General features: G+C 35.6%; 19 protein-coding genes. All 19 read right to left on the minus strand.

What is annotated here, in order from left to right:
- Window positions 1-195: 195 nt before the first annotated feature.
- A complete protein-coding gene (locus tag CBG49_RS10655; RefSeq protein ID WP_088594447.1) occupies window positions 196-2,022 on the minus strand; it encodes a type VI secretion system baseplate subunit TssF in 1,827 nt (608 codons plus the stop codon).
- 41 nt (window positions 2,023-2,063) lie between these two features.
- Window positions 2,064-2,492 (minus strand): GPW/gp25 family protein, encoded by a 429-nt coding sequence (locus CBG49_RS10660; protein WP_088594448.1) that lies wholly within the window; start codon window positions 2,490-2,492, stop codon window positions 2,064-2,066.
- A 29-nt stretch (window positions 2,493-2,521) separates the two neighbouring features.
- On the minus strand, window positions 2,522-2,728 hold the full coding sequence (locus tag CBG49_RS10665) for a hypothetical protein (RefSeq protein ID WP_157668389.1): 207 nt from the start codon (window positions 2,726-2,728) through the stop codon (window positions 2,522-2,524).
- A 121-nt stretch (window positions 2,729-2,849) separates the two neighbouring features.
- Window positions 2,850-3,551: a hypothetical protein gene (locus tag CBG49_RS10670; RefSeq protein ID WP_157668390.1), complete on the minus strand. Its 702-nt coding sequence runs from the start codon at window positions 3,549-3,551 to the stop codon at window positions 2,850-2,852.
- 1 nt (window position 3,552) lies between these two features.
- Window positions 3,553-7,446: an HET-C-related protein gene (locus CBG49_RS10675; protein ID WP_157668391.1), complete on the minus strand. Its 3,894-nt coding sequence runs from the start codon at window positions 7,444-7,446 to the stop codon at window positions 3,553-3,555.
- 4 nt (window positions 7,447-7,450) lie between these two features.
- On the minus strand, window positions 7,451-9,355 hold the full coding sequence (locus CBG49_RS10680; protein ID WP_227002882.1) for a type VI secretion system Vgr family protein: 1,905 nt from the start codon (window positions 9,353-9,355) through the stop codon (window positions 7,451-7,453).
- Window positions 9,356-9,457: 102 nt separating this feature from the next.
- Window positions 9,458-10,195, minus strand: a complete 738-nt coding sequence (locus tag CBG49_RS10685; protein ID WP_227002883.1) for a hypothetical protein — start codon at window positions 10,193-10,195, stop codon at window positions 9,458-9,460.
- Entirely contained in the window at window positions 10,168-10,725 is a 558-nt protein-coding gene (locus CBG49_RS10690; RefSeq protein WP_088594451.1) for a hypothetical protein, read from the minus strand. The genes CBG49_RS10685 and CBG49_RS10690 overlap by 28 nt, the downstream gene beginning before the upstream one ends.
- 25 nt (window positions 10,726-10,750) lie before the next feature.
- On the minus strand, window positions 10,751-11,272 hold the full coding sequence (gene tssO, locus CBG49_RS10695; RefSeq protein WP_088594452.1) for a type VI secretion system TssO: 522 nt from the start codon (window positions 11,270-11,272) through the stop codon (window positions 10,751-10,753).
- 30 nt (window positions 11,273-11,302) lie between these two features.
- A complete protein-coding gene (locus CBG49_RS10700; protein WP_088594453.1) occupies window positions 11,303-12,454 on the minus strand; it encodes a hypothetical protein in 1,152 nt (383 codons plus the stop codon).
- Between the two features lie 3 nt (window positions 12,455-12,457).
- Complete coding sequence (locus tag CBG49_RS10705) at window positions 12,458-13,426, minus strand: TssN family type VI secretion system protein (RefSeq protein WP_088594454.1); 969 nt, start codon at window positions 13,424-13,426, stop codon at window positions 12,458-12,460.
- Entirely contained in the window at window positions 13,423-14,361 is a 939-nt protein-coding gene (locus tag CBG49_RS10710; RefSeq protein ID WP_088594455.1) for a type VI secretion system baseplate subunit TssG, read from the minus strand. Before CBG49_RS10710 ends, CBG49_RS10705 begins: the two co-directional genes overlap by 4 nt.
- Window positions 14,362-14,422: 61 nt before the next feature.
- Window positions 14,423-14,773 (minus strand): DUF4280 domain-containing protein, encoded by a 351-nt coding sequence (locus tag CBG49_RS10715; RefSeq protein WP_088594456.1) that lies wholly within the window; start codon window positions 14,771-14,773, stop codon window positions 14,423-14,425.
- A gap of 21 nt (window positions 14,774-14,794) precedes the next feature.
- Window positions 14,795-15,673, minus strand: a complete 879-nt coding sequence (locus CBG49_RS10720; protein WP_157668392.1) for a hypothetical protein — start codon at window positions 15,671-15,673, stop codon at window positions 14,795-14,797.
- Between the two features lie 20 nt (window positions 15,674-15,693).
- Window positions 15,694-18,990, minus strand: coding sequence for a type VI secretion system Vgr family protein (locus CBG49_RS10725; RefSeq protein ID WP_088594458.1), 3,297 nt, complete (start codon window positions 18,988-18,990; stop codon window positions 15,694-15,696).
- Window positions 18,991-19,056: 66 nt separating this feature from the next.
- Window positions 19,057-19,842: a hypothetical protein gene (locus tag CBG49_RS10730; RefSeq protein WP_157668393.1), complete on the minus strand. Its 786-nt coding sequence runs from the start codon at window positions 19,840-19,842 to the stop codon at window positions 19,057-19,059.
- Window positions 19,843-19,904: 62 nt separating this feature from the next.
- Window positions 19,905-23,252, minus strand: coding sequence for a type VI secretion system Vgr family protein (locus tag CBG49_RS10735; protein ID WP_088594460.1), 3,348 nt, complete (start codon window positions 23,250-23,252; stop codon window positions 19,905-19,907).
- A gap of 78 nt (window positions 23,253-23,330) precedes the next feature.
- Window positions 23,331-23,969 (minus strand): C40 family peptidase, encoded by a 639-nt coding sequence (locus CBG49_RS10740; protein ID WP_088594461.1) that lies wholly within the window; start codon window positions 23,967-23,969, stop codon window positions 23,331-23,333.
- A 5-nt stretch (window positions 23,970-23,974) separates the two neighbouring features.
- Window positions 23,975-26,452, minus strand: coding sequence for an AAA family ATPase (locus CBG49_RS10745; protein WP_088594462.1), 2,478 nt, complete (start codon window positions 26,450-26,452; stop codon window positions 23,975-23,977).
- Window positions 26,453-26,461: the final 9 nt, after the last annotated feature.

The raw sequence follows: 26,461 nt of genomic DNA on the forward strand, positions 1-26,461 counted from the left end.
TTAATTTTAAAATACAATGCAAATTTTTAATCAAATATTTTTCAAAATATTTTTGAAATATATTTTAACTGCTTGTAAAACAGATAAATGATTATGATTTTTTTTAAACAAGAAAAGGAAAAAGCACCTAAATAAAATGCTTTTTTTGATATATTTCTGTAAAAGAAATGTATAGTTTTACACGGTGATGTTGAATTACTTCTCAAAAATCCTATAGGGATAAATATTTGTAGAGGCTTTTTCTAATTTAATCAAGAAACTATCCTTTAAGTATTCCCATTCTGTTGCGTTGATATCTACTTCTTTGTTTTTATTTAGGTAAATATCTATAGTTCTTTTAAAGCCTCCTTTTAGTGAGACCTCTTTTTTAGTGCCTTTTTGCACATCTAATCCTTTGATTGTGTGCTTGAAATGGCTTTTAGCAAAGGTTTTTACATCGGCAATGGTAACAATTCTACCTCGTGAAAGCAATGCATTGCGATATTCTAAAATTTTATCGGAAGTAGTAAGTCCGCGTCTACCTCCAAAGGAAGGTTTTACAACAATAGCTTTACTAATGGCTGTTTTGTTTTCACTATCACAAACTAATGAGATACCTGTTTTTATATCATTTCCTTCTTCTGCGGCTGTGTGCCAATAGGAAATGGTAAAATTCATATCCATTTCTTTATTATTAGAAGAGAATATTAGATATGGATTGGGATTTAGTGATAGATTTTTTTCTTTTATATTTTGATAGATAGAGGCTAAGTTTTGACCTATTTGTTTGAGTTCTTCTTCGATAGCGAAATCATTTCCTATAGCTGAAAAAGAAGCGGTTTCCTCTCTAATAAGACCTAAGAGGTGTTGCAGGTGTTCTAAGGCATTTCTTTCGTCAAAGCGAGCTACACCTCCTCGTCTTAACACGATGGAAATATTATCATCTGATAAATAATTCTTTACATCATATCTTTTTTTGTAGTTATCAGATATATAATCTATATCTAAGAAGGAATCTTCTCCAGTAATAGGGTAAATAGTAAGCTGTCCTTTGATACGTTTGTAATCTTCGGTATTACGTATATTGATAGCAGGCACACAGTTTAGAGCGATACGCACATTTTCTAGGACTTTAGGTGTAATGACTTCATAAAACTTGAACTGTAACCATATAATATCTTTCTCTGTAATAAACTTATGATCGAGGAAGTAGTTCTCTAATAAAGTAGTTGCTACCGATTTTTCTTCTTCTGTTTTAGGATAAATAGTACCTTTTAGAGTAAAGAAATTTGCTTGATAGAATTGATTTACTTCGTTGCATATAGCATCTATACCTGTGTAATTCTTAGAGATAATGTTTTCGTATTCAATACTATTAGTAGGTGTGTTATATCCTTCTACCAATTCATATTCTTTGCCCTCTGAAAAGACTTTTACTTGTTGAAGGTAATAGGTGAAAAACTCTTTTTGCTCTTTGTTATTTACATCTATGTAAAAACACAAATCTTCTAATTTTTCTACTTCTGGAGCGTGTATTCCTATCCAAAACTCGCCTGAAGGGATATTCCTCTCTGAGCGAGCTATCTCTTCCTGATAGAAAAAACTTTCTTGTTGTAGCACTTTATTGCCATAGAGCAAATATTTTACCTGAGCAGTGGTAAGTTTCATTTCTAAAGTAGGACTGAAATAGATATCTTTTGTATTTACCTGAGTTGGGTCGTATATATTTTGAGTTTTTTTGATAGCCTTGAAATGATTATAACGAGAGAGCTGGACGTTATTTTCTACAGGGGTGAGTTGCAACAATGTTTGAGAAGGTACCACTCCTACTATTTGATTGGGGAAAATAATCTCAAGGATTCGATCTGTAATTCGTGCGCGGGAATTTTCTTGTTCAAAGCGCAATTTTTCAAGTTCTGAAGCACAAGCTGAAAGAAGCAATTCTAAAACTGGGTCGAAAGCACTTTCGGACTCTAACTCACTATAGCCCCACATTCGTGAAGCTCTTTTTATCATTCTATTTTTTATCTGTTCCTGATTCATCTATAATTATGTGATTTATAGTGTATGATTATGCTAAAATATTAATAAGACAAGGGGCTTACAAAAAAAGAAAAATCATAAACAAAAGGACGATTGGTTTCTAAAACAATGGCTCTTACAGATACTAATACTTTTTTCTTTATTCGCTTTTTGTTTATTTCTCCTAAGTTTTGTTCTGAAATTTTTATTTCTATATCTTGTAGAAAAATTCGTTTTTCGTGTTGAATGATACTATTTTTCAAACTTTTAGCGACAAAAACTTTTAGCTCGTCATCGCTTTTGAGAAGGTCGAAATCAGTATCCCATAGTTCACAACCATAGGTTTCATCGAACTTACATTCTCCAAAAACAGTTGTCATTAGGGTATAGATAGATTGAGAGATAGAATCTTCTAAAGCTATTTTAGCAAGGTCTTGTTTTTTCATTAGACCTCCAAAATCGATAGGGAGTTTGTAATATATTCCTTTCATACAGTTTGTTGTGAGTGTTTTTGATTATTCTACTTTGTATTGTTTAAGTTCCGATAATATATTTTATACCCTTTGATCTCAAAGCGGTGTTTTTGTTTTTTAAAGGCTTCAATAGCTTCTTTTTCTGTAATGGTTTTTGGGGTAGTGGTAGTATCAGTGTGTTTGTTTTTAGGTGTTTGCCCGTTGCAAGCAAAGACTACAAGGGCGGTTGCGAGAATAATTAATACTTTTTTCATTTTAGGCATTTCTTTTATCGGGTTCTAATGTTTATTTATAGTCCTACCCCTCCACATACTCGCTTTCGCGACTTCCCTTCCGAAAGAAGGGGGCAAGCCGCAAAAGCGATACTATTTTGTTTTACATCATAAAATTGGAATATTCCACTGATTTTAGCCCCTTAACTTCTTTTGTTTTAGGGTCGCGTATAAATTCAAAACCTATAAAGATATTGTCGTAGGCTTTATCGGCACCCCAATGAGGAATGATTTCTTTGATTTGGTCTTCTTTGAGTTCAAAAACTATGGTAGGGGTTCCCATTAAGTTAGTAAAATTATCTCCATAGATAGGAGCTAATATTTCTGAAAGCTCTTTAGGCGTTGTATCTTTATGGATAGGGTGCCCCTCTACTAACATATACCCATCTATTACAGGCATTTGTTTTAAGGGTTTAGCAGTGGGATCGTGACTATCTTCTGTAAAATACCGATTCCCTTCAAAAAAAGGACGAAAATAGATGAAGAATCTTTCCATAGTAGAATAACGAAATCCCCATATAGGTATAGTTCCCCAAACAATTTGGCCTCTTTTATTAAAAGAAGGCTCTCCTATTCGTTTTATAAAATGGGTAACCGAATCCAGTTTCATCAATTGTTCATTGTAATATATTTTATACCCTTTGATCTCAAAGCGGTGTTTTTGTTTTTTAAAGGCTTCAATAGCTTCTTTTTCTGTAATGGTTTTGGGGGTAGTGGAGGTGTCAGTGTGTTTGTTTTTAGGTGTTTGCCCGTTGCAAGCAAAAACTACAAGGGCAGTTGCAAGAATAATTAATACTTTTTTCATTTTAGGCATTTCTTTTATTGGGTTCTACTATTAATGAGCTTCTTCGGTAAATACGATTGATATAATAATCGGCGGTTTGAGCAATGTATTGCTGTTCTTTTTGGAAAATGTTTTTACAATACTGCTGGTATTGTTCTTCACTTCCACTGCTTTTAGCGTATTGCTTGTCGTCGGTTACTTTTAAGTAATCATACATTTTTGATTCGAAATCATTCATTCCCAATCGTTTGTTATAATTTTTTAGGCTTTCCTGTTCGCAAAAAGCTTTTTGCATTCCTTGCAGGGTAGGTGAAAAATTATTGGAATGAGTGTAAGGGGACAATTCATTTAATATATAAGCAATCCTCTCATTGGCATCCCTAATGTTTATCTCTAAATTATGTTTGATAAGGATTTGGTCATCGTTTGGTTCATCCTCAAAGAGTAATTTGAATTTTTTCTGTATTTCATCTCTTGCTTTTTCTAATGTTCTTAAAGCTTCGTTAATTTTTTTAACTGCTTCTTTACCTACTTTATCAATGAAATTTTCTGTTTTTTCTATAAAGTCGGTTATTGTTTCACAAGTATCTTGAACAAATTCAGCGGTTATTTTTATTTTTTCTATAGCTGAATTGAGAGAAGCTTGTAATTTTTTTAGATCCTCTTCGGCTTCTTTTCCCGTGTGTTTAGCATTTCTAAACTCATATTCGTGCTGGTGCAAGGCTTGGATATTATCGGCGGAAGAGTATAACCATTCCAAAGCGATATCATCAGCCCAATTGGTTTGGCAAGGATGTTGCATAAAGCTCAAGGCTTTTTCTATAAACATTTCAGCTATATCATCTGGAGAAAGAATGATCTCCCCCATTTTTTCAGTTTCATATTTATTTTCAGCAGAAGCTAAAGCTCTAAAGATACCTATCATTTCTTCTATACAATGGCGTGCTAATTTACCGGCTAAGGAGTGTAGTGGGTGAGAGGGGTCGTCTTTAGCGAGCTGGCTATGGGTAGGATTTGTACTTATTTTTTCGATATGATAATTTTGAGCTGTTACAATAGTTTTTGCTAAGGTTTCTAAAACCTCTTTGAATGTTTGCTTTATGTAGTTTTTGATTTCTGTATTTATACGTTCTACAAATTTTTTTAAAAGCTTCTTAGAAGTTTTAAGGAGGTCAAATTTTTCGTAAAAATCGTAAAATCTATTAAAAGTGTCACGAACTTTTACATAATCCATATAGATTTTTAAAAACTTAGAAGCACGGTTCTCTCCAGTATCAATAGCGACTCCATTTTGTTCGTATTGGCTAAGCATCAGGTCGCGCAAGATATAGATGATAATTAAATCAGCTATTTCGAGCATTACAGGTTTTTCATCAGTTTCTCCTTCCAATGGTACTGCGAGCATAGAAGTTTTTTCTTCTTCAATAATACTATTTATCAATTCCAATACAGAATGTACCGCATCGTCGGTAGCGAAGAAACCTGTAACAACAGGGATGTATTGAGCGTGGTTATAGAGGCTATTTTTGTTATCAAGAATATTGTCATCTGCGATATGACATCTTAAACCCTTGTAAGATTGAATTGTATTCTTTCGCTCAGGGGTACACTCTAAAGGTGCATTTAGAGTATTTTTTATATACAACCTAAAATCCTTTGAAAACAATTCTACATTGTTATCAAGTATAGGTGTTCTTTTTTCTTTTCTCACTTTTGTATTTTTTTTGGAAGTTGTTGATTTACCTCCCTCATAAGAAGCAAGATAAAGCTTATAATTCTTTTCTTCCTTAGGTTTGAATAGAAAATAGACCCCCTTTACTTCAAAACTAGGTAATAGAATACAATCTCCTTTTTCACTTAAGGAAGTGTAAAGCTCATCAATATCCTCAAAATAAGGATTTTTACTTTTGTCATTATTAGCAATATTACCCTTGTTGTCTTTTGGTAGTATATTTTTTACTTCGAAGGGTTTTTGAGTGTTGTTGTAGTTACGGAGTTCGGCATCGGTTATATCTACCCAAGGATATACAGATACTCCTAATTTGATAAGCAATATTTCACAGAAGTTACTATGAGCGAAATAATCTTCCAAGATATGGAGGGCGGCACCTATATCGGTAAGCCCTAACAAACGGTCTTTATCAGCTTTGTGTTTATCTTTGAACGTAGTAACCCCCTCTTTGAAAAACTTTCTCATCGTCTCTACTGCTGTAGGGAGTCCTGAAGCATATTTTCCTTGTTTTTTTACAAGGTCTGTTTGATCATCTGCAGGTATTTCTACTCCTTTACTTTCATTACGGATGTAACGCTTCATACCATACACATCGGAGAGAGATGGTTTGGCTTCAGGAGGGCAATAGTAATAATCTTTCGTTTTTTCATCGAAAGTAAAGGCTGTAAGCGGGTTATCGATATGTTCTTCAGTACGAGAAACGCCCAATAGTTCAGGAGTAACTTCGTCAAAATATTTTATAAAATGGACATATTTTCCTGCAAAATCAGCTAATTTTAATCCATATACTACTCCTTTGTCTTTTAAGATTTTTTTGTATTTTTTCTTTCTACTTCTTCTGTTATTAGTAGATTCATTATCATTTTCTTCTAATCCCCCCACTTCACTTGGCTTTAAAACATCTTCTAAAAAATTGGGTTCATTGTTTTTACTTCCTTCTAACCCAGTTCCCATTTCGGTAATGATAAAATTGGCAGCCATTGCTTCGATCACATTTGCCCAAGTGTTACGAGACAATAGGAAAGAGTCTAAAAAAGCGGGCTTGTTTTCTAAAATACGTGGAGATACCCCATCGATGAGGGCTCTATCACTTTTACTTAAGGCAGTAAGCATAGGGGTAACTACTTGGCTCATATCGCGCAAATAGTTACCTAAATAAATCCAACAGATTCCATATTTGTTTAGAATTCTTTTCTCTTCTAAGACTTTAATAAAATCGAAATGCCCATACTCACTATTTTCGCTATCTTTTTTGCCTGAAGTGAAAAACTCTCTGGGACCTTCCTTCTGGTCTTCTTCAATTCTTTTTTTCAACTCATTAAAGTCCTGTACTACTTTGCTAAGGTCTATAGAAAGAGGAGTTGCAACCCCATCAATTTCTATGGTGCCAAAATCTATTTTTTTATCGGTTATCCAATAGTTTGTGAGATAATAAGAAAAGACGGCTCCTTCGTCTTTTTTAGCATCGCCTCCTACTTTTGAACAGTGGTTTCGCAAATAATGGTCGATATAATGCCCATACTCTTCTAATAAAGCTAACAAGAGGAGTTGTTTGGCATTTTCTCGTTCGTTTTTATTTCCTTCGACAGCTTGTATTACACAAGACCTTCTAATTTCTATACTTTCAGTATCACTATTAAAAGCGGCATATCTATTGCCTTTTAAATGCTCTTCGACTACAACAATAGGAGGCATTAAGGTTTTTTTGTCTCGCCTTAATCTTCTGTATAAATCCTCGTAAGATTTCCAAGGGATATCCTGTTCAAAGAAAGAAGTTAAGAGATTTATGAAAGTACTTTTAGATAATTGTTTTGATATATCATAGAGTTCATCATAAGGGTAAGTACTTTTTAGGACTATTTTTCTTTGTTTTTGTTCGAGGGGTTCTTGTTGTAGGACAGACGGCTGTTCTTTTTTCACCTGGCCTATAGTAGCCGTGGTTTTACCTGTGGATATAATAGCAGTACCGGCAGAAGTTTTAGCACCTACAAAAGTAAGAGGTTGCCCATTGAGCAATACTCCTGAGGCAAACTCAACAGGTTGATCGGTAGGGCTACCTTTGTAAGTGATTTTACATCCTTTGGTAGCGATGGGCATACCATTGAGCGTTGCTCCAGTTTGTTGAGTGAGCACTACACTTCCTTCGGAGGTTATGTCTGTTAATAAAGCGACTATTTTTGACATATTATTAAGGGAGTTCAAGTTTATTAATAGTACCAGAAACTTCGGTATTTCCGCCTTTAAGCACAAGGTTTTTAGCACTTTCAATTTCGGCTTCGCTAGAGAGATTGGCTAAAAGTGTTTGAGCTTTTATCTCTACACAATTTTTGGCAGTGTTAGAAATATTTTCGGAATGATTGACAATATCACATTTTGCTAAATTGGAAACACTACCTTCTTGGGCAGAAAGGCTTATATTGTTTTTAGCTGTAGTAGCTACATTGTTACCTGCTTCCATTTTGATATCTTCTCCTGCTTTGAAAATGATATTTTTTGGTGCTTCAACTTTTATAGTTCCTTGTCCGTCCATTAAATAGGTGTTACCACTAGGGTCTTCTATAAACACACTACCTTCGGCATCATTGAAGATAATTTTAGTACCTGAACGGGTGTGTATCACTTTCTTGTCGTTGCCTGAGGTATGGTATTTACTGAATTCCTTGCCGTTGTAGTTGCTGCCTATTACATAAGGGCGTTCGGCATTTTGGTCTTCAAAATCAACTAATACTTCTTCGCCTACTTCGGGGATGAAGTAAAAGCCTTTGTCGGCTCCTGCGTGGGGTTGTACTACGCGTATCCAAGGGGTTTGTAATTTCTTGGCTACTTGCCAAATAAATTGTACGCGCACGCGTCCTAAGCCCTTAGGGTCGTTGTTGTCCACTACTCTGGCTATTTGCTGTTCGGCTCTCGGAAGAGCTTCTTCATCGTAATAGTAAGCGATATATACATCAGGAATAGCGATAAACTCGTTGTAGTAGTCTTGACCTGATTGATAGTGTTTGATATCTATCACTCGGTAGGTTTCCATTGGCTTGCGATTGATGTCTTTGAGTTTTACAAAGCCTCCGATGCGCACGTGTGGGTTGCGACTTTTGCCTCGCACTTGCATCAGCTGTTCACGGCTTTCTTTCTCTCGGCGTACTACATCTTTTAAATAATCACCTCTGAACTGTTCGGGTATGGCTACATAGGGCATCTCGGGTACTTTGGTAAAGACTTTGTTTGAGGCTTTGATAGCAGCAAACTGAAAAGGATTCACTTTGTCCTGCACTCGTACCTCTTGAGTCTTTTTTTGTTCTGTACCTGCTGTTTCGGCATCATAGGACAAATAGGTGAAGTTTTGAGGCTTGATCATTAGTTCAAACTCTACATCGATCATATCATCTCCTTCAAAAAGCTCTACTGTGTTCTGTGCTTCGTTGCTAAAAATGAGCTGGGTGCCATTGTAGTAGAAAAACTCGCCATAACGACGGGCTAACCTACTGATAAAGCGATAATCGGATTCTTTGTATTGTACCGCATAAGGAATTTTATACTTGGTATTGATCATTCCTTCGGTATTTACCTTGGCTTCTTGTGGATATTCAGTCGTGGCTTCAGCAATGATTTCAGGAAGGGTTTTGTTCTCATACGACTGACAGTCTTTGCCATTTTCTAAAATGATACTTGGTGCATAGCCAGAGATATAGAGCCTGCCGTGTCCGCCTCCTTCGTCTTTGCGGTTACGAATATTGGCTATAATGCCTTTGAATGACTGTACAATGTTTCCGCGATGATGGAAATGAATGGTTATATTCTCTCCCAGAAGATTTTTGGAGTTTTTCATCACTTGCCCTGTGAAGTCGTCGATAGCTGTATCGTTTACTACGATGGTAAATTCGTCGTGGGCATTGGTGTGTTGGGAAAGTTGTAAAGAAAAAGTAGCTCTATCTAAAAAACCTTCTCCTTTGAGGGAAAGGGTAATCATCACTACAGGATTATCTTTATCTTTCAAAAAATCTTGAAAACTTTTCACCGAAGCAAATTTTGCAAAGGTTTTGGGGTCGTTTACACGACCTGGGACTGATGAGGTGTTGTTATTATTATTTTTCATTGCTAGTTAGCTTTTGTATTGCTGCGGACAAATGTACGGAAGTTTTTTTGAAAAAACAAGTTTTTGAATAAAAAATCTTTTGAATTTTAGGAGATTAGGAGTTTACAAATAAATGAGTTTCTGTACTTTTCCTTTGTTATCAAAAGAGAATTCTTTGGCTATTTTTGTGCGTTTGATAACTTGGAGTGTTACTTTAGGGGTGAGCTTTAGCATTTTTTCTCGATAGGAAATATCTCCTATAAAACTTTGTCCGTCATTACTATCTACAATGATAAAGTAACTATCTATATCTGTAGGTTTTGTAAAGTCTTCTAAGCTCCCTGCATAGATAAGGAGTTTTTTATCTCCACTTTGAAACTGATAGGACAAAGAATCGTTGGACAATTTGCGATAATGCGATAGCTCGAAACTCTCTATACTGTCTTTTTCAGGTTCAAAGGCTATATTTTCATACAAGAAAGTGGTTTTATCAAAGCGTTTGATGCCTAAGAATGAAAAAAAGCTCTTTTGGGTAGTTTCTTTTTTAAAGGTAAGGAAGTCACGAGTAACCTGAAAAGTCTTTATTTCTTCAGTTTTGTCGTCTGTAACCGTAAGTTTGTAGGTAGGAAGTTCCACCCAATGGTCGTCTATTTTTAGTTGTACACTTCCTATGGATTGTTCTGAAATGAGGAGACTGATGGTGTGTTTTTGAAAATGGGTATCGGTACGTACCACTACTTTATCGGCATCTCTATCATTCCATTTTTCTGACAGATAGCGGTCTTCATATCGCAGTGTTAGTTTTATTTCAGGTAGTGGCATAGTATTTTTTATTATTTCACCTTGTACCTTCTTAGACATTGTATTAGGGTAATGATATCATCGCTTTGTTTAGGACTTATCAAAAACTCATAATTTTTATAATAGGTATAGATACTGATTTTCGTTAGTTCTTTAAAAATAATTTCATCTATTTCTTTGGCATTTAACTTATGTGCAAAAGCTCCTTCACAATTGATGGGAAATTGATTTTTTAGGGTCATCTTTTCTCCTGAAGCAAAGAACATATCAAAATTTTCTTCTTTTTTCAAGCAAACAGATTCGTCTAATATTTTGACATATAGGAATAAATCTTTTCCTCTTCTGCCAAACTGAAACACTCCATAAGTGAGTGTATCTTTATTAGCACGCAAATATAAAGGTTGTGCACTTGCAAAATGTCTTCCTTTTAGTTTTTTATGACCTTGTACTATCTTGCAATTGATAGTAACAGGCTCTTTGGGGTTCTTTGAGATGATTTGCAAGCTATCTTGCTTTTTTTCTTCTTGAGCAAAAGTGATAGAAGAAAAGCATATAAAACTTATGAATGAAAGTAAATATATTTTTAACATATCCAATTTGTCTTTTATAGTTACTTTATTCCTGTTGGTATAGTTGTTTGCAAACTTCTAAATCTACTTTCATCTTATCATATTCCTCTTTTAAAGTTTTGTTGATAGTACTAAGGCTATCTAAGGTTTTTTGATTGATGGTAAGTTGTTTTATTTGTTTCTTAGCATCAATGAGCTCTTTGTATACCAAGATAGTATTGTTGTACATATTTTTATTTCTAAGAGAGTCTTTAGGGATTTGCTTGTACATATCGGCAAGGATAGAAAGGGCTAATTTTTCGTTGAAAAAATCGTTTTTATAGCCCCCTTGAGGTGTTCCTATAGAATCTACAGCCACTTTTACTTTTTCTAACTGAAAAGAAAAGCTATCTTGAAATTTCATTTCTCGTTGTATACGAGCATTTTCTTGCTTGAGCAAATCATTTTCCTTGAAAGGAAAGTAGATATTGACAACGAGTGCTAAAATTATAACAAATACAGCAAGAGCGAAAAATAACACGAAAAAGCCTAATGCTTTTGTGCGTTCTTTTTGATTTAATATTTCCATATAGGTTTATTTTTTTGTTGTTAATTTCTATTAATCGGCTAAGAAAGTCTTGCTTCTCTCAGGTTGTAGAGAGCTTTTTTCATTTGTAATTTCAGATACGAAAATGCTGCCATCACGTTTCTTACCAATGAAGTCTAAGCGGTTTAGAATAGCAAATAAATCTTCTAAGGTTTTCATAAAACGTTCAACTTTCACCACAGCATCGCTTATTTGATTGTGGTTGTATTCTGTATTGATTACCTCAGAGAAGACTGTTTCAAACTCTCCTTGACTTACGTTGCACCAATCGGCAAAGTAATTGAGCAATTCCTCTTTACCCACTCCTGAACGAGCATCGATAAAGTTCTTAAGCACTCTTGCAAAACCTACTACTGACACTAACATTTCGGCAGGGGTACTATAGAGTGTAAGCCAGCGAAAATGATTGATTTCAGTAGCTAAGTAGTAGAGCATTCTATCGGTCATTTGCTCTATGATAGTAGCTAATTTATTGGTCTGGTTTTTAGTATGTATTTTTTGAGCGATTTGGATAGCATAAATTTCCATCTGACCATAGAAACGGTCGATTTCGTTGTATAACTGCTGTAGTTTTTGATGAGAAGCTACCAGTACACAAGGTGGGATATAAGAACTATCAAGATTGGTATTGCCTCCGCTTACCCATATTTTTCCTACAATGAGATAATGCCCTCCTACACCCATATCTTTTCTAAGTTCCTCTTCCTTCACTAAAGAAAGGTAGTATTCAGGCTCGGTATAAGGGTCGCGTGGTGGGTTCTCCTCAGGGTCAGGGTCTCCACAAGGGACACGCTTGAATGGATTGACAGAAATACAAGCTAGTAATGCAACCTCATCTTCTTTTATCTCTTTGATAATTTCGGGATAGGAAAAAGAGAGCGTACTCTGTTCCGTGTTAGAACTGATGTCTATTCGAGAGCCATTAGGGGTAATCGCGTGGCATTCTTCTATACGGAGTCGGAGGTTTTTATGGGTGTCTACTGACAGGTTCATTCTCACTGGGTCATTGACGGGTAATAATCCATAGGTAAGCATTGAGGTATGTACCCCTATGGCATCGCGTACCGAATCGATGACAAAGTTTTGAATATCTATAAAATACTTTTTATTGATTTTCATTCCATCAATAAAGTTTACTGGCAAATGGGTGAGTTTTTCTGTCATGGTTTAATATGTTTTTACTCGTTCGTTATCTTTTTCTTTGCTGTATTCGAAATCTGTTTCTTGTTCATTATTATTCATTGCAGCCTCAGAAACGAGTGTTCGCATACAAATGATGTAGCTATTCTCTTCTATTCCATTCATATATAGGGTAAACTTAGGGTCTATATATTTAGTGGATTCGTACCATTTAGGTTGTTTGAAGAATACCCAATTATAAAAGCCTTCTTCATTTTGTATCTCGATAGGGGCATCGGCAAAACGCTCGTTATAATCTTCTACAAAATTGTAGAACAAGCGCCCGAAATCTATTCGGGTAGGTCCTTTGGCACGATATAAAGTGTAGTCTTTATCCTTTTCTTCTTTTTTTATCATAAGTGTGAATACTACTAAATCGCGCATCTCATCATCACTCACCCCTACTAACTCTTTGTAGTTTTCAGGAAATTGCCAAGTGGTGTAGATTTTAGGTGGTATCTTTAGAGAACGATTGAAGCTCGCATTCACTAAAGTAGGGATGAAAAAGACTATGAAATTGCCCATCATCAAAGGCAAATAGTACATTCCATTTAAGAAAGTGTAAATTAACAAGAAAGGTACTGAGGCATATAGTACCACCAATAAGGCGAAGAATAGTTCTTTGAACACATCGTCCTCCAGTTTGAATTTGTTGAAAAACAAGCGATAGAAATAGCAGTGGAAGACACCAAGGGTCAAGGTACAGATTTGATAGAAAATAAATTCACTTAGGGTTTTCCCTTCAAAGAGGCGGCTATATCCTAAAAAGGCAATGACTGTATATACCAATACTGTTAGGAACAGATAGATATAGATATTGGTTTTATACTTTTTGAACTCAGGGACTTTCTTTGAGAAAATAATAGTAATGGCTATACACATAGCCACTAAAAATAGCAGTAGTATCAACAGTTGCGGGTCGAACAAATTGATGAAATAATTCTTTAACTTTTTCATATACAAGTGTTATAACCTAAGATAGGGTCATTATTTTCTTTTAATTCAAATTGACTTTCTTCTTCTGAGAGCAATACACTTAATTGGATTTCTACTTCCAAAGGGAAAAAGTGCTCACAGAACATTGTTACAAATTTTTCTTTATTGCCCCCAAGTATATAATCGGTGAAAGCAGAATGCTTTAAGGGACCTATCTCAAGGGTCAGGTGCTTGGTATAATCTTCATAGGCTGTACCTGTGATCATATCCACTCCTAAGTAAATGTCTTCTCCCAAGCAAAAACCTTGTGATTCATCAGAATAAGTAGCAAACTCTCTTTCTTTAAGCTGTACTTCTTCACCTAAAAGTTTTGAAAGTATTTGTACTGTAAGAGGTATATTACCTACTATTTTGTAGCTATAAGGCAATAATCGTATAAACTTAGAGACTAAGAGCGTAGGAAAATCTTTTGAAATACCCCAAAGTTCATAGAATAATGTAGAGATTTCGTTAGCATTGAGTTCCTTAAAGCTATCTTGTTCAAAGGATTCTATTTCTACCCCTAACTTAAAAATCTCATTCTCAAAAGGGCTGAAAAAGGTACGAGCAGCTTTTTCTTCTTGTTTCCTTTCTCTGTAATCTTTGAGCATTGTTTCTACACCCTTGCCTTGAGTTTCATTCTTGGTATGGTGAGCGATGCTTTCGGGGAGTATATCGTACAAACTATCGCGAGAAAGGCTTACCTCTATCAGTTGGGTAGGATCGTAGTTGAAATCAGTAAGTTTTGCACTTAGTACATCTGTGCGATAACCACGTACAAATTGCCCTTGATGTTTTACTATATACTCGTTGTCAGAGATGATTCCTTTGTCTAACAAATGGTTTAATAGCACTTCTGCCCTTATATCATAAGGTAAGTGATTTATCTCATTTATAACTCCTGTTAGGTGTTCCATTTTGATAGTTTTTCAACGTGGCAAATATACAAATAAATTACAAAAGTGCAATTTTTTGTTTTTATTCTATTTCGTGTTGTTCGTTATGTCCTTTATGGGTAACAGATATTTTACCTCCCACAGCACATTGACAGGTACTTTTTTCGGTGAGGATTTTTAAATCGTTGATAGTATCTTTCGCAGCTGTTTGCTCCCATTTTGTAGGAGCAGGCATACAAGGCAAATAACCACTTGAGGTAGGTTTCAGTTTGCACTGACCAAAAGGCATTATATTTACGTTGGCTTGTTTGTCGCCCTCAGTAGCAATAGGCTTGTCCTCAATAGTTACAAAATCCTGACTGCTAACCACAAGTTTGCTTTTGGTAGTACCTTGATTACAACTGAGTTCTGCGGTATTGGTGATGATATTCATAGGCTGTTAGTTTTAAGGTTGTTATCCAAAGAGTTTATCCCAAAAGCTCTTTTTATTTCGATTAGCTTGGTATTTTTCCCATTGTTCTTGCTCAAAGGCTTTCCACTCTTCTTCGGTGTAGGTTTTACCTTGGAAGGTTTGATAAGGAGATTCTTTTTTCTCTTTTTGTAGCTCCTCATTCTCTTTACTTTTTTTCAAGATAGGAAGATTAGGAATTTCATTCATTTTTTTTGTGTATCTCTCATATTCACACCTTGTGTATTTTCCTGTTTTACAGTCAAAAATATATTCCCAATAAGTTTCTACTCTATCACTAAGCTGTTTTTTGAATATCTCACAATGTAATAATTCTTCTGATTCGTCAAAATAAATAGAAAATTTTTCAGGTTCCCTATTCTTTCCCATTCTTAGATTAATAACCTTATCATTATCTAAAATATTCAACACTCTATTGTAAGTCCAATATTTTAACTTTTTTTCCTTATCTATGTTCTTTATAATTTTACCAGATTCATCGTAATATTCCCAAGAACCTATGGCAAGACCTGAATCAAGTCCTGCAAATTTCCCCTTGCTTTTTAAATTACCATTTTTGTAATAGTCATACTGTATAGTATAGAAAGCTGGTGATGGAGGAATCACTATATAATATATTTCTTGAAGCCCATTCCCAGCCGTAAAACTTCCACCTTCAGGAAGTTTGTAATAACCATTTAGAGATATTTCATCATCTATATCATATCCTAAATAATTATTTTTGTGTAACTCAAAATTAAATTTTTCAAACATAAGAGTATCTTTTAGGGTGTTTTTATAAGACATCATATTTATATCATCAGTTTTAGTTAATCTACATTCTATCATTGATAAAATAATTAATGAAATTAAAATTCTTTTCATATTCTTTGTTTTTTTAAGATCTATTCTGAAAGCAAATTATTTTTTCTCATTCTCTCCCATTGCCAAAACCAAGTGTAAAATCTTTCTTCCCCTCTAAGTACTTTTCTACCTGGGAGTACGGGAACAGGAGATTCTGGTAAATGAGAATAATCCATAATATTGAATGTATTCATAGCTTCATATACAATACTATTTGCTTCAAAAAAGAAAGAATGAGGTAATCCTAAGGCATGTAAGAACTCATGAGGAATTGTTTGTTCTGTATGAGTGTCAAATATAACACAATTATTTCCTTGAGTATATGCATTTTCCCCTCTGCTACTTGCATTTAAAAAAAATATTTTTACATAATTTGCATACTTATTATATGAATCTGTATTATTCATCACTCTGTTCAATACATTTGTTAAATATTTAGTATCTGTTATGTTTCTGTTGTTTATTGTATAAGAATTAGAGGTGTTAGCTTCTCCTGAAATATTGATGTTAATATCTTTATTATCATCTTCGTTTATGATATTTACTTTTATTAATGCCTGAGCAACTATTTTTTTGAAATAAGATTCCCAGTTTTTAATAGGCTTTCCATAATCATGTTTCTGATTAAGAGTTGCTTTCACTCCAACTAACACTACATCTATTTTTTTTACAATAGGAGCAATTATAGTTAAACACCCTGCTAAGACTGTCTTTTTATCCTTTTCTCTTACGGCAAATATCTCTAATTTTTTATTAGAGATAAAATTTTCTGCTGTCTTACATTTTATTTTTATAGTAGTGTTATTAGTTCCTTCTATTTTTAATTTATCAATACTTATAGGGTCTTCCGGTTTTAAATCATTTCCATCTACTTTAAAAATGAAATAATCTGGTTTAGCTTTTTTATTAAAAGTAGTTATATTTAATTGTATTTCAGCTTCACTTATTCCATAATTTTCTGTTTGAGGAAAAAGTGCTATATATGAACCTAAATATTCAAAGTTCTGAATAAATTGTTCTTTCTTTTTCTCTTTCTCTGTTTGTTCTTTTGTAAATCTGAAACATCTATATTTTTCTGTTAATTTATTGTTGTCATTGTATATATATTGATTAGGATCTACTTTGAAAAACACATCTGTTCCTATATACCATTGATTAGGTTCATCTATATAGTAATCTGATAGAGTTTCTATTCTATTTCCGCTCAAAAGTAATTGTTTCATGAAGGCATCATCTTTTTTATAGTATCTTCCTACTATTTCTCGATAGTTTTCAGAATCATTAATAAAGTCTGTATTTTCTCTAAACCAATCAAAACCAAACTCTCCCTTCCATCCTTTTTTAGGTCTAAAATGAACTATTGCTATCGCATTTTCTACAATTGGTGTAGTATCTTGAACTTCATACTCTTCAGCCTTATTTGTATACTTATTTCCTTGTTCTCCTTTGACTGATAGCACCCCCTTGCTGTTTAATGTTGCGTTTCTATCGGAGTGGACTAATAGTTTTTCAGTGCCTGCTACATTGGTTTCTCGGGCTTCTATCTTTATCTCTTGGTCGGAGTTTATTAGGGCTTTGCCAGCTTGGGTGTGGAAATAGTCGGCAATGAGTTGTTTCATAAATGGAGTAGTTACCAACATTTGTTGTAATACATTGAAAAAGGCTGTGTTGGCTACGTCCATCACTAAATTGTTGCCGGCACTAAGATTGAGGTCTTTACCTGCACACAATGAGATACTCTCAGGGGCAGAAATCTCTATGTTCTTGCCTTGGGTATCAAATCTTAAGGTATTGCCATTTTTGTCGGATAGCAAAATGCTTTCGTCTTCGGTGAAGACGAGTTTGTGTCCGCTACGGGTTTGTATGGCTTTGATATCGTTGTTTGTATTGTGGAAAGGGCTGTATTCCTTACCGTTATAGTTGCTGCCTACTACAACCGGGCGTTCGGCATTTTGGTCTTCAAAGTCTACCCATACTTCTTCGCCTATTTCGGGGATGAAGTAAAAGCCTTTGCCACCTCCTGCGTGGGGTTGTACCACGCGTATCCAAGGGGTTTTGGTTTGATGTTTTTCTTGCCAGATAAACTGTACACGCACGCGCCCTAAGCCTTTAGGGTCGTTGTTATCGGTAACTCGGGCTACTTGCTGTTCGGCTCGTGGGAGGGCTTGTTCATCGTAATAGTAAGCGATATACACATCGGGGATGGCGATAAACTCGTTTTCATAATCATACCCCGACTGGTGGTGCTTGATGTCGATAATGCGATAGCTTTCCATCGGCTTATCGTTGATATCCTTTAACTTTATAAAGCCTCCTATGCGCAGATGTGGATTTCTACTTTTGCCTCGCACTTGCATCAGTTGCTCACGGCTTTCTTTCTCACGACGAACTACATCTTTTAAATAATCACCTCTAAATTGTTCGGAGATTGCATTATAAGGAATTGTTGGTTTCTTGGTAAATACCTTTTCAGAGGCTTTGATTGCGGCATACTGGAAAGGGTTTATTTTGTCCTGCAAATGGACTTCTTGGGTTGTTTTCTGTTCGGTATTGCCTGTTTCTACATCGTAAGAGATATAAGAGAAGTTTTGTGGTTTGATCATTAGTTCAAACTCTACATTTATCAGGTCTCCTCCCTCTAAAAGGGTTACTGTTTTTTGAGTTTCGTTGTTGAACATCAACTGGGTGCCATTGTAATAGAAAAACTCACCGTAACGACGGGCAAGGCGTTGGATAAACTGATAATCGGATTCTTTGTATTGTACTACATAGGGGATTTGGTACTTAGTGTTGAGTAAGCCATCGGTGTTGATAGTTACTTCTTTATATTCTTCAGTAGCTTGTGTTACTATTTCTTTGAGGGTTTTATTTTCATACGACTGGCATTCTTTTCCGCTGTCTAACAATATACTGGGAGCAAAGCCTGAAATATATAAATTACCGTAGCCACCTCCTTCGTTTTTCTTATTGCAGATATTGGCTATAATTCCTTTGAAGGATTGTATAATGTTACCTTTTTGGTGAAAATGAATTGTAATTTTTTCTCCTAGAAGGTTTTTGGAGTTTTTCATCACTTGCCCGTAAAAATCATCGATAGCGGTATCACTTACTACGATGGTAAATTCGTCGTGGGCATTGGTGTGCTGGGTAAGGAAGGTTTCGAAGTGGTTTTTGTTTAGAAAGGGTTGGTCGCCGAGGGTGAGGGTAACCATTACCACGGGGTTGTTTTTGTCCTTTACATAGTCGTCATAACTTTTTATGGAAGCAAAGCGGGCAAGAGTTTGAGGGTCGTTCACACGACCTGGGACTGATGAGGTGTTGTGAGTGTTGCTCTCCATTGGTAGTTAGTTTATTGTGTTTGTTGAGGACAAATGTACGAAAGATTTTTTGAATGGACAAGGGGTTTACCCAAAAAGTTTATTCCAAAAGCTCTTATGGTTTTTGTTAGCTTGGTATTTTTCCCATTGTTCTTGCTCAAAAGTTTTCCACTCTTCTTCGGTGTAGGTTTTGCCATTGAAAGAGGTGGTTTTCTTTTTATAGTTTTTATCTGTTTTATCGGGGACTATTACTTTTAGTACTTTTATAGCACCATAACGAGGAATGTACTTGATTACATAAGATAATATTTCTCCTGTTCGCCCATCTAACTTAAGTTCTTCTATTTCACCATGACCATGACCATCACCTCCAGCAGAAAGAAACCAATACTTCCAGCCGTTTTCAGTTGTTTTGTAAATTTTCATCTCCTTAAAAGTATATTCGTCATATTTGTTTTGGGCAAATTTTACAGCCTGCTCATAACTAAAGTTCCACCCCTTATCGTAGTTTTCCACCTTGATAAGTTTTCCGCCTTCGTTAAAATCATATCCATTCCCTAATAGATTAATTGACTCTGAGTTAATAACTCTCGCTGCAATAAATTTAAATTGAAGAGAAAAATTAGGATAAAAACATTTGAATATACTGTAATTATAAGGAAAAGATTTTATTTTCTTTTCGTAGATAAACCCATATTCATAGTCTCCTTTTATTGTTAAGATATATTCTTCCGTTTCTTCCTTGTATTCATATTCTTTATCAGAAGGATCTGAACTACTAGGGTAATAAACAGTGAATTTTTTTTCGTACTGTTTAATATCAAGATGTTCAATCTTGTTGTTAATTGTAGGGCGTTTTACTTCTGTTGTCATAGTCTTTGTTTGTGTGTAGCTATTGGCACTCACCAATAAACTAATAATTATTATTGTATATTTCATAACTGTTCAGGTTTGTAATTATCAGGCTCAACAAGCGCATTTCCATTCGCTATTTTTGCCTGCCAATGATAAATATGGTATTTAAGATGACTATAATCCATAATGTTACAGGTTTTCATAAATTCAAATGAATATTTACCATTAGGTACTGTCAATCTTATTTCACCTGCTTTTATGTGGTTTTTATGTTCCCATGTATGTGGCAACTTTAAACTATGAAATACTTCGTGAGCAAAGTCACCTAAAACAGCTCCCTTACTGATAATAATGAGTTGTTTATCCACCATACAATAACCAGCAAGACTTTCTTCAACACCATCGCTATTTATACTTTTTAAGTTTTCCATCGGCACAAAAAACACAGGTAAGTATCCCTCTTCTAACGCCTGAGGGTTTAACTCTTGTAACTTTTTATATAAGTAAACAACTATATTTTCTTTTCTTGTCCTACCGCTAAAGTCATAAGCAAATAACAAATCATTAGCAAGTACATACAAGTGGTTAAACTCATCTCTTGCTTTAATATTTGTTTTTCCCCCTTTACCACTAAGGTTTAGTTTTTCATCTTTAAAAATAGGATCAATCAATGCTTGACGTAAGAACATTCGCACATTTTCTTTTTCTTTATGTAATCTGGCAGTGTCATAACCATATTGTGTTGTTCTACTGTTATTTACATTAGTCATTACATTCACTAAAAGTAGCTTTACTACTTTGCGATTGTTTTTGCTATTAGGCATCACTTGTAATACACCTGCACATTTTTTGATAGGTTCTTTTCCTTCTGTATCAGCTGTTAAGGTATAAGCCTTTATAAACTTACCTCTCAAATCTCCAAAAGGTTTTAAACATTCTATCTTAATATTCATATTCCTAGCAAAAGTGTCTATCTTAAAAGTGGTATAGTTTTTAGGTGGCTCATAATTTTTAACTTTTCCGTTTTCTATTTCCTCAAAAGTAGATATATCTACTGCTGCTATTTTAAAGAAGTCTTCTTCATATTCTAAAAAAAACTCTTTAAGCAAATCTTTATCCCCATATATTTCATACTTAATATCAAGGATAGCTGATGATTCTATATTTTCATTTTCGTGTTTATAAAGAGTAAGTTTTGGTATTAAATACTCATAAGGAGCTATTATCTGTTTTGAATTCATTCTTAAATACTCTGACTTTAAATCCTTAGCTATATTTGGGTCTAATTGAAAAGAATTTTTAGAATTATTATCAGGATAATATCCAGCTATTTCACAAATATCTACATCTGTAGCTATATCAGTTTTCGCAATTCCATCTGCGCCAAAACCTTCTCTGTACCAATCAAAACCAAAAGTAGGGTGATAAGGCCACAAGTTTGTAGGTCTAAACACTAATAATGCTTCTGCATCTAAAATGATTTCTTCTTTAGGAAATTCTTCTGCTTTATTTGTATACTTATTTCCTTGTTCTCCTTTGACTGATAGCACCCCCTTGCTGTTTAGCGTTGCGTTTCTATCGGAGTGGACTAATAGTTTTTCAGTTCCTGCTACATTGGTTTCTCGGGCTTCTATCTTTATCTCTTGGTCGGAGTTTATTAGGGCTTTGCCAGCTTGGGTGTGGAAATAGTCGGCGATGAGTTGTTTCATAAATGGAGTAGTTACCAGCATTTGTTGTAATACATTGAAGAAAGCTGTGTTGGCTACGTCCATCACTAAATTGTTGCCGGCACTAAGATTGAGGTCTTTACCTGCACACAATGAGATACTCTCAGGGGCAGAAATCTCTATGTTCTTGCCTTGGGTATCAAATCTTAAGGTATTGCCATTTTTGTCGGATAGCAAAATGCTTTCGTCTTCGGTGAAGACGAGTTTGTGTCCGCTACGGGTTTGTATGGCTTTGATATCGTTGTTTGTATTGTGGAAAGGGCTGTATTCCTTACCGTTATAGTTGCTGCCTACTACAACCGGGCGTTCGGCATTTTGGTCTTCAAAGTCTACCCATACTTCTTCGCCTATTTCGGGGATGAAGTAAAAGCCTTTGCCACCTCCTGCGTGGGGTTGTACCACGCGTATCCAAGGGGTTTTGGTTTGATGTTTTTCTTGCCAGATAAACTGTACACGCACGCGCCCTAAGCCTTTAGGGTCGTTGTTATCGGTAACTCGGGCTACTTGCTGTTCGGCTCGTGGGAGGGCTTGTTCATCGTAATAGTAAGCGATATACACATCGGGGATGGCGATAAACTCGTTTTCATAATCATACCCCGACTGGTGGTGCTTGATGTCGATAATGCGATAGCTTTCCATCGGCTTATCGTTGATATCCTTTAACTTTATAAAGCCTCCTATGCGCAGATGTGGATTTCTACTTTTGCCTCGCACTTGCATCAGTTGCTCACGGCTTTCTTTCTCACGACGAACTACATCTTTTAAATAATCACCTCTAAATTGTTCGGAGATTGCATTATAAGGAATTGTTGGTTTCTTGGTAAATACCTTTTCAGAGGCTTTGATTGCGGCATACTGGAAAGGGTTTATTTTGTCCTGCAAATGGACTTCTTGGGTTGTTTTCTGTTCGGTATTGCCTGTTTCTACATCGTAAGAGATATAAGAGAAATTTTGTGGTTTGATCATTAGTTCAAACTCTACATTTATCAGGTCTCCTCCCTCTAAAAGGGTTACTGTTTTTTGAGTTTCGTTGTTGAACATCAACTGGGTGCCATTGTAATAGAAAAACTCACCGTAACGACGGGCAAGGCGTTGGATAAACTGATAATCGGATTCTTTGTATTGTACTACATAGGGGATTTGGTACTTAGTGTTGAGTAAGCCATCGGTGTTGATAGTTACTTCTTTATATTCTTCAGTAGCTTGTGCTACTATTTCTTTGAGGGTTTTATTTTCATACGACTGGCATTCTTTTCCGCTGTCTAACAATATACTGGGAGCAAAGCCTGAAATATATAAATTACCGTAGCCACCTCCTTCGTTTTTCTTATTGCAGATATTAGCTATAATTCCTTTGAAGGATTGTATAATGTTACCTTTTTGGTGAAAATGAATTGTAATTTTTTCTCCCAGAAGGTTTTTGGAGTTTTTCATCACTTGCCCGTAAAAATCATCGATAGCGGTATCACTTACTACGATGGTAAATTCGTCGTGGGCATTGGTGTGCTGGGTAAGGAAGGTTTCGAAGTGGTTTTTGTTTAGAAAGGGTTGGTCGCCGAGGGTGAGGGTAACCATTACCACGGGGTTGTTTTTGTCCTTTACATAGTCGTCATAACTTTTTATGGAAGCAAAGCGGGCAAGAGTTTGAGGGTCGTTCACACGACCTGGGACTGATGAGGTGTTGTGAGTGTTGTTTTCCATTGGTAGTTAGTTTATTGTGTTTGTTGAGGACAAATGTACGAAAGATTTTTTGAATGGACAAGGGTTTGAATAAAAAATCTACTTTTTCTCTTTAAGTCTTCCAGCACTTGTATAGCGTTTTTGGAAGTACTCATCATTGAAATCATAGATGTTTAGCCCTTGTGTGGTACAAGCCAATATCCTACCATTTCCTAAATACAATCCTACATCGGAAATAGGTTTGAACTTATCATACCTAAAAAACAAAATATCCCCTTCTTTTAAGTAAGTACGCCCTGTGAAAAGTTGTAAATCCTTAGAGCGGAAGATACCATCGGGAGTTTTGGGAAAAGTAGTTTCATACACTTCACTAAACAATGCCTGTATAAAGTAAGAAGCATCTGCTCCTTCTTGTTTTTCTAAGGTCTTTTCCTTATAAGGCGTTCCTATCCATTCATCTATAAAAGCATAGAGCTTATAATTAGTAATTTTTTTAGGGGGTACAGCCAAAATAATGGAGTATTTCTCTCTTAAGGCTAATTCCTTATCGGATAAGTTTTCTCCCTTATCATCTACCAAGGTATATTGCTCATTGATTTGTTTCTTTTGGGCTAATACTGCTTTGTAGAAAGCATCGGTAGGGTAATGATAAGGAAGCTCAGCAAGATAACGGCTTGATGAGCAAGATAACAATGTAATTGTACTAAAAGTAACGAAAAGTATTTTTAAGTGTTTCATTCTATTTATTCGGTTATATTCGATTTTTTCCAAGCGACTTCATTATTTTCCCAGAGTACCTCTATAGTATCTCCTTCTTTAAATTCACCTGCTACAAGTTTCTTAGCCAAAGGGCGGCGTAATTTGGCACGAATGATACCTTTTAAAGGACGAGCTCCATAGGTGGCATCATAGCCTTGTTCTGCTAAATGTTCTTTTACTTCTTGAGCAATATTGAGTGAGATGTTTATCCCCTCTGTTAGGTTTAAAAGCTCTTTTTTCAAATGTATTTCAAAGATTTTTAGCGCATTTTCTTTGCTAATAGGTGCAAAAGGTACTATCTCGGTAAGACGTCCCAAAAATTCTGGTCGGAAATAACGACTCATTATCTCCAAAAGAGTAGATGAGGAAGGAATATTCCCCTCAGTAAAGGATTTGACAATAAAGTCAGAGCCTATATTGGAAGTAAAGAGGATAATGGCATTAGAAAAATCACCTTCTTTACCTAAGCGGTCGTGCAACTTCCCTTCGTCCATTATTTGTAGGAATACATCAAATACAGAGGCGTGGGCTTTTTCTATCTCATCAAAAAGTACGATAGAGTAAGGTTTTTGTCGGATTTTATTCACTAATAAACCACCTTCCTCATAGCCTACATACCCTGGTGGAGCGCCATAGAGTAAGGCTGCTGAGTGTTCTTCTTTGAACTCAGACATATCAAAACGGATAATGGCGTTCTCATCTTGGAAAAGGAATTCGGCTAAAGATTTAGCCAATTCTGTTTTCCCTGTTCCTGTGGGACCTAAAAAGAAGAAAGAACCTATTGGTTGTCCTGCTTTGCTCAATCCAGAGCGATTTTCGAGTACAGCCTCACTGATAATAGCAATAGCGTGGTCTTGCCCTACTACCCGCTCGGAAAGAATAGCATCCATATCACTCAAACGCTGTTTTTCTTCTTCTTTGAGTTTGCCTATAGGAATATTCGTTTTTTGAGAGATGAGTACGGCTAAGTCCCATTCGGTGATGTGAGAACGTTTTTCTTGAGCTACTTTTTCAGCTTCGGTAATGAGTTTGCGTCCATAGCTCAATAGGCTATCAGCAGTTTCAAAAGTAGTAGTTTGTTCCTCTTCTAAAAGGGTAGAGGCATCTAACAAAAAGGGAATACGCTGTTTGATATCATTCAATAACCAAGCAGCGTTCTTTTTGCGTTGCTCTTCTGTAAAACCTTGTGTATTGTCCTCCAAGTGAATTATTTGTGTAAGCAAGGCATTTTTTTCTTTTAAGAAAGATGCTCCTGCTGTTTTCACAACAGACATTGTATGGTCTATGAGGTCTATCGCTGAGGCAGGCAGACTTTTCTCTTTTAAATACCTTTTAGAAAGGCGTATGGCTTCCCAAATTGCCTCATCGGTTATGGCTATATGATGGTGGGTCTCATAAGCTGAAAGGGTTTGACGCAACATTCTAAAATGGGTTTCATCATCACTTTCTTGCAATTCTACCTTTTCAAACAAAGGTTCTAAACCTGATTTTTCTATTTTCTTGGTAAATTCATCGATAGTAGAAGTGCCTATAACAGTGAGTCCTTTAGTAAGTTCACTTTTAAGTAGATTTGCCATAGAGGAATCAAAAGAGTTACCTAAAAGTGCGTGTAATTCCTCGATGATAAGTACTGATTTAGGATATTGCTTGAGTTCTTGGGCTATGTTCTTGATACGGTCTTCTATTTCACCTTTATAGGAGGCTCCTGCTATGAGGGCTCCCATATCCAATTCAAATACAGCTAAGTTAGACAACACATCCGGGACTTGGTTAGATATAACCTTCTGTACAAAACTATTGATAAGGGTAGTTTTTCCTATACCTGAATCACCTATGATAAGCACATTTTGTTTGCTAAATCTGCACAGTATTTCGGTAATTTTTTGAGTTTCGGCAACTCTGCCAACAGGTATTTCTTTTGAGGCTTTAGCTTTGAGGACATCTTTTTTATTGACACAGTATTTTTGCAAAAAACCTTTAGCTGTGGAAGAAAGAGGAGCAGAAGAGAAAGGTTTTTCGGCAGAGGTAGCAGGAAGAGGGGTAGTTTCTAAAAGTTCAGCACGTGTTACAGGATAGGTTTTCATTTGGTCGAAATTAAAAGCTACTCCCTGAGTACTCAATGCTACAAATACATCCCATAAGGAGATTTCCTCCTCATCTAAAATTTCCCGAATAGCTTCTGCTTCAGTGAAGATAGTGTCTATCACTTCATCGGGGTCGCAGGAATAAGTATTGGTAGCTTTTAGAGCTTCCTCAATGCGCACTTCAGCCCATTCTTCTAAATAGAACACATCGACTCCTTTAGATTCCAAGAGCTTTAAAAGTGGTAAATCTCTGTTGAGAACGGCTTTTAATAAGTGTCCGCCAGAGTAACGAGCGTTCATATTTTCACGAGCTATTTTCTGTGCTATCTCCAATGCTTTAGTAACCTCTGGGGCATAGCTCAATTTCTTTTCTTCCATCGTTTTGTA

Source organism: Capnocytophaga endodontalis, from assembly GCF_002209445.1.
In the GTDB taxonomy this organism is placed as follows: domain Bacteria; phylum Bacteroidota; class Bacteroidia; order Flavobacteriales; family Flavobacteriaceae; genus Capnocytophaga; species Capnocytophaga periodontitidis.

Bases quoted from the DNA above. Each gene is read 5' to 3' on its own strand.
- CBG49_RS10655 (WP_088594447.1), bottom strand. From the start codon at position 2,022: ATGAATCAGGAACAGATAAAAAATAGAATGATAAAAAGAGCTTCACGA.
- CBG49_RS10660 (WP_088594448.1), bottom strand. From the start codon at position 2,492: ATGAAAGGAATATATTACAAACTCCCTATCGATTTTGGAGGTCTAATG.
- CBG49_RS10665 (WP_157668389.1), bottom strand. From the start codon at position 2,728: ATGAAAAAAGTATTAATTATTCTCGCAACCGCCCTTGTAGTCTTTGCT.
- CBG49_RS10670 (WP_157668390.1), bottom strand. From the start codon at position 3,551: ATGAAAAAAGTATTAATTATTCTTGCAACTGCCCTTGTAGTTTTTGCT.
- CBG49_RS10675 (WP_157668391.1), bottom strand. From the start codon at position 7,446: ATGTCAAAAATAGTCGCTTTATTAACAGACATAACCTCCGAAGGAAGT.
- CBG49_RS10680 (WP_227002882.1), bottom strand. From the start codon at position 9,355: ATGAAAAATAATAATAACAACACCTCATCAGTCCCAGGTCGTGTAAAC.
- CBG49_RS10685 (WP_227002883.1), bottom strand. From the start codon at position 10,195: ATGTCTAAGAAGGTACAAGGTGAAATAATAAAAAATACTATGCCACTA.
- CBG49_RS10690 (WP_088594451.1), bottom strand. From the start codon at position 10,725: ATGTTAAAAATATATTTACTTTCATTCATAAGTTTTATATGCTTTTCT.
- tssO (WP_088594452.1), bottom strand. From the start codon at position 11,272: ATGGAAATATTAAATCAAAAAGAACGCACAAAAGCATTAGGCTTTTTC.
- CBG49_RS10700 (WP_088594453.1), bottom strand. From the start codon at position 12,454: ATGACAGAAAAACTCACCCATTTGCCAGTAAACTTTATTGATGGAATG.
- CBG49_RS10705 (WP_088594454.1), bottom strand. From the start codon at position 13,426: ATGAAAAAGTTAAAGAATTATTTCATCAATTTGTTCGACCCGCAACTG.
- CBG49_RS10710 (WP_088594455.1), bottom strand. From the start codon at position 14,361: ATGGAACACCTAACAGGAGTTATAAATGAGATAAATCACTTACCTTAT.
- CBG49_RS10715 (WP_088594456.1), bottom strand. From the start codon at position 14,773: ATGAATATCATCACCAATACCGCAGAACTCAGTTGTAATCAAGGTACT.
- CBG49_RS10720 (WP_157668392.1), bottom strand. From the start codon at position 15,673: ATGAAAAGAATTTTAATTTCATTAATTATTTTATCAATGATAGAATGT.
- CBG49_RS10725 (WP_088594458.1), bottom strand. From the start codon at position 18,990: ATGGAGAGCAACACTCACAACACCTCATCAGTCCCAGGTCGTGTGAAC.
- CBG49_RS10730 (WP_157668393.1), bottom strand. From the start codon at position 19,842: ATGACAACAGAAGTAAAACGCCCTACAATTAACAACAAGATTGAACAT.
- CBG49_RS10735 (WP_088594460.1), bottom strand. From the start codon at position 23,252: ATGGAAAACAACACTCACAACACCTCATCAGTCCCAGGTCGTGTGAAC.
- CBG49_RS10740 (WP_088594461.1), bottom strand. From the start codon at position 23,969: ATGAAACACTTAAAAATACTTTTCGTTACTTTTAGTACAATTACATTG.
- CBG49_RS10745 (WP_088594462.1), bottom strand. From the start codon at position 26,452: ATGGAAGAAAAGAAATTGAGCTATGCCCCAGAGGTTACTAAAGCATTG.